Annotated in this window: 5 protein-coding genes; all 5 read left to right on the top strand. The window is 55.0% G+C overall.

Annotated elements, in window-relative coordinates:
• Positions 1–648: MFS transporter (locus tag AS89_RS16885; RefSeq protein ID WP_010131153.1), on the top strand; the 648-nt coding region annotated here is incomplete at its 5' end.
• A 60-nt stretch (positions 649–708) separates the two neighbouring features.
• The gene (locus AS89_RS0104380; protein WP_010131152.1) at positions 709–1458 is read left to right on the top strand and encodes an SDR family NAD(P)-dependent oxidoreductase; all 750 of its coding nucleotides are present in this window, start codon (positions 709–711) and stop codon (positions 1456–1458) included.
• A gap of 48 nt (positions 1459–1506) precedes the next feature.
• Positions 1507–2475 carry a sugar kinase gene (locus AS89_RS0104375; protein WP_010131150.1) on the top strand — a complete coding sequence of 323 codons (969 nt, stop codon included), beginning with the start codon at positions 1507–1509 and terminating at the stop codon, positions 2473–2475.
• Between the two features lie 357 nt (positions 2476–2832).
• Positions 2833–5694: a TonB-dependent receptor gene (locus AS89_RS0104370; RefSeq protein WP_010131149.1), complete on the top strand. Its 2862-nt coding sequence runs from the start codon at positions 2833–2835 to the stop codon at positions 5692–5694.
• Positions 5695–5926: 232 nt separating this feature from the next.
• Entirely contained in the window at positions 5927–7768 is a 1842-nt protein-coding gene (locus AS89_RS0104365; protein WP_237709626.1) for a polysaccharide lyase family 7 protein, read from the top strand.
• The last annotated feature ends 118 nt before the right edge of the window (positions 7769–7886 follow it).

Here is a 7886-nt window from a genome sequence, read left to right as displayed (position 1 = left end):
ACACTGCGCGAGCTGCTGTCTCATCGTCAGAGCTGGAGCGTTATCTCCGCACGTTTCTTTATTGAGCCGATCTGGTGGCTGTTCGTCGCCTGGCTGCCGCTGTACCTGAATGACAAGTTTGGTTTTGACGTAAAGGCGATCGGTGCTTCGGCGTGGATTCCCTACTGTGGTGCCGCGGCTGGTGCAATCTTTGGCGGCTGGCTCTCTGGCAAGCTCATCAGCAGTGGCTGGACCGTGAACAAGTCGCGTAAGTTCGCTGTCGTTGTCGGTGGCTGCTGCATGCTACCTGCATTGCTGGCAACTACCGTTGCGGCAACACCCGCGGCAGCACTCGCGCTCATCACCGTGATCCTGTTTGGCTTCCAGGCAGCGATCAACAACATCCAGACTTTGCCGAGCGACTATTTCTCTGGCAAGAGCGTAGCCAGCCTCGCCGGTATCAGCGGCGCGGTCGGTGTTATCAGTGTAATCACCGCCATCCAGATGGTTCCGATCATCACCAACGATGGCACCTACTATCCACCCTTCTTCATTCTCGGTGCATCTTTGGTACCGCTGATGTTGATTTCTGTCCTGTTTGTTGGGGGGCGTATCGGGCCGGTACGCAGCAAGCAGGAAAAGAAGCAATTCGCTGAAGCAGCGAACTGAAAAACGTTGATCACTCTTCGAAAACTATTCGGACGAAAAAAATTACAGTTAGGAGTAACTATGAAACTTCAAGGCAAAGTAGCCATCGTCAGCGGTGGGGCACGAGACATTGGCAAGGCGGTATCTTTGAAGCTGGCGGCAGAAGGCGCGAAAGTAGTGGTGAACTACTTCAGCAACAGCCAGACTGCAGAAGAAACCCTGGCCGAAATCAAGGCCGCCGGTGGGGAAGCCATCATCGCGCAGGGCGACATGACCAAGCAGGCTGATGTCGACGCAGTAGTAGCTGCAGCGCAAGAAGCTTACGGCTCCAACATCGACATACTGGTAAACGTTGCCGGTGGCCTGGTTGAGCGCAAAACCCTGGGTGAGATGGACGAAGACTTTTTCAACAAAGTGATGGCCCTGAACCTGAATAGCACCTTCCTGCTGACCAAAGCGGTTGTTCCGCACATGGACGGTGGTGCGATCGTGAACCTGGCGTCTCAGGCTGGCCGTGACGGCGGCGGCCCCGGTGCTTCGGCCTACGCTACTTCCAAAGGTGCGGTAATGACCTTCACCCGTGCCATGGCAAAAGAGCTGGGTCCGCAGAACATCCGCGTCAACTCTCTGTGCCCGGGCATGATCAGTACGACTTTCCACGACGTCTTCACCAAAGATGCGGTACGTACCAACGTTGCCAACGCCACTCCGCTGAAGCGTGAAGGTAAGGCACCGGAAGTGGCTGACGCAGTTGCCTACCTGGCGTCTGACGAAGCTTCTTTCATCACCGGTACCAACATCGACATCAATGGTGGTCTGTTCTTCTCCTAAGGGGGAAGAACGATGCATTAGCGTATTGGGGTAAACAGGCGGAATACCATGCACAAGCGCATAGCGGTCATCGGCGAGTGTATGCTCGAAATGAACCTCGGCGACGATTGTCGCAGCCATCACAGTGAGTCGCGCCTACGCGCGGGGCTCGCTTTTGGTGGCGATACGCTAAATACAGCCTTGTATATGTCCAGGCTCGGCGGCAACGTCGAATATGTGACAGCGCTCGGTGACGATCATCTGAGTGATTGGATGGTCCGTCAGTGGCAGGCAGAAGGGATCGGTTGCGAACTGGTAAGGCGTGAGGCGAACGGTACGCCCGGACTTTACCTGATCGAGACCGACGCCAGCGGTGAGCGCACTTTCCACTATTGGCGAGATCGCGCACCGGCCAAGCGCCTCCTCGATAATCCACAGGCTGCTAAACAACTCTTTGCGGAGCTAAAGGGTTTCGATGCGGTATACCTCTCCGGTATTTCCCTCGCGATTCTTTCCCCATATGGCCGCGAATGCCTGTTCGAGTTTCTCGCGGAATTCCGCCAGGACGGTGGTCAGGTCATTTTTGACGGCAATTACCGGCCGCGCCTGTGGGGCAGTGAGACGCTCACGCGCAAGGCCTATGAACAGATACTGCAGTTAACGGATCTCGCCCTGCCTACGTTTGAAGACGAGCAGCTGTTGTTCGCCGATAGCGACACCGATACCGCCCTGGCGCGCTTCCAGGAATATGGGGTCGATGAAGTTGTACTGAAGTTGGGCGCCGAGGGCTGCCTAATCGTTCAACCAAATCGCGATCCGAAGTTGGTTCCCGCAAATAAGGTCACGCCAGTCGATACTACTGCCGCGGGCGATTCTTTTAATGCGGGCTACCTTGCCAGCCGTCTCGGCGGTAGCAGTGCCGAAGAGGCCGCCCGCTGCGGGCACAAACTTGCCAGCACAGTGATTCAGCATCGCGGCGCCATCATCCCACAAAGTGCGATGCCAACAATGCCTGTTAAAGAGACGGAGCCGGCATAAATATCTTGCGGTTTCTGTTCCCAAAAAGCGGCTTTCTAGCCGCTTTTTTTATGTCTGCAGATTTTTCGAATACGAATCTTGGGATCATGTACTCGACACATCTATCAACCAGATTGGTTTGACCTCTTTCTGCTTTACAGAAGTGCATCACAAAGCGAAAAATAAATGGCGCTTTTCTTCTCCCCCCAGAAAAACAAAAAACTATATATAAAACATATATTTAAGTTAAATCTGCCAAAACCTGTATGACCAATATAAAAACCAATGTAATTGACAGGTTTTTATGAATTGGTTTAACTCCGCCTGCTGCGAACTAATAAAAATAAAATCGTTCTTACAATGAGAGGAAACTGTTAGATGGATAACTATAAGAAGTTTGATAAGCAGAGCGCTGTGCGGGACCTCAGCGTGCTGATGCTCTCCGCCTCCGCCATGGCATTTGCCCCAATGACGTTTGCCCAGTCGGATGACTCCACTGTGATGGAAGAGGTTGTAGCAACCGGCATCCGTCACAGTATGGAAGCCGCCGCCGATGCCAAACGCGACGATGCACGCGTAGTCGATGCCGTAGTGGCAGAAGACATTGGTAAACTCCCCGACAACAACATTGCAGAAGCTCTGCAACGCGTTACTGGTGTCTCCATTAACCGCGACTTTGGTGTGGGCTCTGAGGTTTCGATCCGCGGCCTTACCCAGAACCGCGTAGAAGTGAATGGACGTTCCGTACTCGGCGACAGCCGAAGCGGAATCGATTTTCAGGATTTCCCCGCCGCCTTCCTGGAAAAAGTGGAAGTCATCAAGTCGCCGACCCCGGAAATGACCGAGGGCGCACTGGGCGGCACCATCAGCCTGAAAATGGCGCGCCCACTGGACTTGGACGGCCCTCTCGCCGCAGTATCGGTACAGGGTGAATACGCCGATAAAGCAGACAACCTGGCTCCGATCATGAGCTCCGGGGTAGGCAACACCTGGGATCTGGGCGACGCCGGCACCTTCGGCGCTATTGCGTCTCTGTCTTATCAGGATCGTGAGCTGCGCCGCGACGAATCCCTCTTGCAGTTGCAGGTAGGGGAAGTAGAAGGCCTGGCGCCTGCGCAAAATACCCCGAGCGGCAACTATGTATACGGGCGCGAGCACACCTTCAACCCGCGTCGTGAGGAGCGCGAGCGCACCGCAATCAACCTTTCTTTCCAGTGGGCACCCGCCTCTGAACAGGGCCAATTCTATTTGGACCTGAACTCGGTTGAACGCGCGGGCAGCCAGGAGACCTTCTCGCTACTGCATATCCTCGACACCCCAACCGTAATTCCTGGTGAAACCTACGAAGATGCAAACGGTCAGCTGCAAAACTTTATGTACGACGCAGTTCAGCCATTGCAAACCGCCGGCTCCAGCTTCCGCAACAGCGACTCATTCAGCCATGCGTTCGGTGGCGAATGGGATTTCACCGACAAGCTAACCGTGAGCGGCGAGTTTTCCTATGCCGAAGCCGACAGCTACACCCCCTTCTCCGAATTCCGCTTCCGCGGTATTGATCGCGAACTGGAAGGGCAAGGTGCCGACGGCGAAAACAAGTGGCTAATTCCGGTGACCTTCGAGAACAGCAATAGCAGTGCACCAACCATCGACTTTGCCGACGGCTACGTATTTACCGATCAGCAAAATCAGGCGTTCCGCCGCTACGAAGATACCCGCACCTACATCAACAACGAGGAAAGCGCGTTTAAGTTCGACGTGGAGTACGCCGAGCCGTTTGGCCTGGATTGGGTATCGTCGGTTAAGAGTGGTGTACGTGTGACTTCGCGCGATTTCGAACAGAATCGCTACCAGTTCCGCATCACCAATATCTTTAAGAACCTGGAAGATGGCGACGGCAACCCAGACATTATCTGGATGGAAGATATCGCCGCCCAATTCCCGGATGCCATCAAAAACTACGATTTCAGTGGCGATGCGTTCGAGCACACGGGTCGCAGCGGCGCCTACGACCTGGCAAAGGTGACCGCGTACGATGTTGGCCTGCTGCAGAATCAGCAGGCGACTTTTGACATCGTGCAACAGCTGCTGGCTGGTACCAATATGGAAATCAGCGGTAGCCTTGCGGATAACCTCGAGTACCAGGAAGGCAGCTATTCCGAAGTAAACGAAGAAACATCCGCGGCTTACATTCAGGCAAACCTCGACTTCGGTGATGTGCGTGCGATCGTTGGTGGACGCTACGTGTCAACCGACATCAGCTCCAGTGCCTACCAAGAGGGCTCGATTGTTTCCGATGGCGCGAGCTACGACGACTTCCTGCCTAGCCTAAACGTAACCTGGAGCCTGACCGACGATACCCAGCTGCGCTTCGCCGCCGCCAAGGTAATGCGCCGCGCAGACTTTAACGAACTGAGCCCAGCCTACAATTACCGCGACGCGTACATCGCGGCCAGCCGCGGCAACCCCGAGCTAGAGCCCTACCGTGCAACCCAGTATGACATTGCCGCTGAGCACTACTGGGATAGCAACATGGTGTCCGCCACCCTGTTCTATAAGGATGTTGAATCTTTCCTGACCCAGACTTTCGAGTGCGAAAACCAGCCAGAAGTTGTCAGCACACTGACCAACACCTCTGATTTCGACAAGATCTGTCTGTGGCAGGCGGACGGCATTCAGTACGCCAATGAGAACACCCCTATTGCTGACATGGGTATCCTCACCGACTTCATCACCAACGGTGAAAACGGTAAGATTCAAGGCTTGGAACTGGGTTACCAGCAAGCCTTCGACTTCCTGCCCGGCCGCTGGTCTGGCCTGGGTATGAGTGCCAACTACACCTATGCGGATAGTGAAGATCCGAACGGTACTCCGCTGGAGGATATTTCCAAGAACACCTTCAATACGCAGTTCTACTATGAGTATGAAGGCCTCGGGATTCGTCTTGCGTATACCTACCGTGATCGCTTCCTCGATCAGGCGCAAACCAAGCGTGTATTGCCATTGGGCGAACTCGTACTGGGCGCAGGTTCTGACGACCCAACCCTGGGTAACAACTACCGCGAAGACCTTTCGCAACTGGACCTCTCTGCCAGCTACGATGTGAGCGAAGACATCACCGTTATCGCCAACATCACTAACCTGACCGCAGAGCCCACCATCAACACCGGTTCAAACGGTACCGCTTTCCAGATCATGGAAACCGACCGCCGTTACGTACTGGGCGTGCGCGCAAAATTCTAAATTGCTGCACGCAGTAAGAGCATTGCGGACCAAGCAATGAAAAGCCGCCGATGGTTTGCCACCGCCGGCGGCTTTCTCTGACGAATTTATCGCTTTTTTCGTTGTATCCCTGCAAACCAGAGAGGACCGGGTAAGCCGGTGGTATTGCCGTGGCTAGAAAATGCGGTAAACCACGCAGCGGTCGTGTGTACGCTGCACATTCAAAACCCTAGAAAAATATAATGAGGGTCACATGAAACCAACATCTCTAGCGATGAAACTCAGTTATGCTGCCGTGCTGTCGACATGTATTGCCAGCGCTAACGCATCGATTCTTAACCCCGGCTTTGAAAGCAATTTCGACAGCTGGACCGACATCGATCCTTCCGCGATTTCCAGTGTTGCCAACAGTGGTAGCAAGTCAGCAAAAATCTCCGGCAGTGGCGGCCGCGTCGAGCAGGATGTAGCTGTCAGCGCCAATACCAACTATCGATTGACCGCCTATGTACGCGGGGCCGGAACTGTGGGTGCGCAAGTAAGTGGTAGCACTTTCGATACCAGCGCGAGTAATTCCGACTGGCAGCCGGTATCCGTGGAGTTCAATTCCGGTAGCGCCAGCAGTATCACCGTTTTCGGTACCTATAACGGTGCAGAGGGCCGCCTCGATGACTTTGCTCTGGAAAACCTCGGTTCAGGGTCCAGCTCTTCAAGTTCATCCAGTAGCTCTTCGAGCTCCGGCGGTGACAGCTGTATCTCCGGCAGCAATCTTTCTGTGGCTGCCGCCATCGACGATGGCAGCAACGATGGCAATGGCCCAACCAATGTGATTGATGGCAGTCTTGCCACACGTTGGTCCTCAAAGGGCATCAAGTGGATAACCCTTGATCTCGGCACTGAACAGACCGTGAAGGAAATCGATATTGCTTGGTACAAGGGCAATCAGCGCACGAGCTTCTTCGAAGTCGAAACCTCGACCGACAACAGTAACTGGACCCTAGTCCTGTCCGGTGGCCAATCGAGCGGCAATAGCACGGATCTGGAAAACTACGATGTAACCGACTCCAGCGCACGCTACGTTCGCGTCACCGGTAGCGGTAATACTTCCAATAGCTGGAACAGTATTCTGGAGATGGATGTGATCGGATGTGCCGGTGGCAGTAGCTCCAGCAGCAGTTCCGGTGGCGGCTCATCCAGCTCAAGCTCCTCAAGCTCCAGCAGTTCCGGTGGCAGCTCCGGCGGCGGCTCCGGTTCCGGCGGTGGCCTGGACCCGAACCTGCCCCCATCCAGCAACTTTGACTTGAGTGCCTGGTACCTGAGTGTGCCCACCGACAACAACGGCGACGGCAAAGCGGATTCCATCAAGGAAAACGACCTGAATGCGGGCTACGCCGACGGAACCTATTTCTATACCGCGGCCGATGGCGGCATGGTGTTCCGCTGCCCGGTGGACGGCTACAAAACGTCGAGCAATACATCGTATACCCGTACCGAACTGCGTGAGATGTTGCGCCGTGGCGACACCAGCATCGCCACCCAGGGTGTGAACGCCAACAACTGGGTATTTGGTTCAGCCCCTGCAGGGGCGCGTGCGGCAGCTGGCGGTGTTGACGGCGTACTGCGTGCGACGCTTTCTGTTGACCATGTCACCACCACTGGCGACAGCGGCCAGGTTGGCCGGGTAATCGTAGGCCAGATCCATGCCAACAATGACGAGCCCCTGCGTCTTTACTACCGCAAACTGCCGGGTAACAGCAAAGGCTCGGTATACATCGCGCACGAGCCGAACGGCGGCAGCGATAGCTGGTACGACATGATTGGCAGTCGCTCCAGTAGCGCTTCCGATCCGGCCGACGGTATCGCGCTGGGCGAGAAGTGGAGTTACGAAGTGAAGGTCGTCGGTAACACCCTCACGGTCACCGTGTCTCGCGAAGGCAAAGCGGATGTGGTACAGGTGGTGGATATGAGCAACAGCGGCTATGACGTTGCCGATCAGTACCAATACTTCAAAGCCGGTGTGTACAACCAGAACAATACCGGTAACGGCAGCGATTACGTACAGGCAACCTTCTACGCGTTGGAACAGTCTCACAACTAACCCAATACAGCCTTTCTAAATCGCGTGAAATGGGCGGCCTGCCCCAAGCATCGAATGGCCGCCCAATAGAAGCTTCCCGGAGCTGGTATGAGTTAAATCCCCCAGGCTCCGGGCTTTT

Origin of the sequence: Microbulbifer agarilyticus S89 (assembly GCF_000220505.1) — a bacterium.
Taxonomy (GTDB): Bacteria; Pseudomonadota; Gammaproteobacteria; order Pseudomonadales; family Cellvibrionaceae; genus Microbulbifer; species Microbulbifer agarilyticus_B.
This window is presented reverse-complemented; position numbering and strand designations above follow the sequence as displayed.

What these genes read in the sequence shown, in the direction of transcription:
- AS89_RS0104370 (WP_010131149.1), top strand. Translation starts at nt 2,833, where the DNA reads ATGGATAACTATAAGAAGTTTGATAAGCAGAGCGCTGTGCGGGACCTC.
- AS89_RS0104375 (WP_010131150.1), top strand. Translation starts at nt 1,507, where the DNA reads ATGCACAAGCGCATAGCGGTCATCGGCGAGTGTATGCTCGAAATGAAC.
- AS89_RS0104365 (WP_237709626.1), top strand. Translation starts at nt 5,927, where the DNA reads ATGAAACCAACATCTCTAGCGATGAAACTCAGTTATGCTGCCGTGCTG.
- AS89_RS0104380 (WP_010131152.1), top strand. Translation starts at nt 709, where the DNA reads ATGAAACTTCAAGGCAAAGTAGCCATCGTCAGCGGTGGGGCACGAGAC.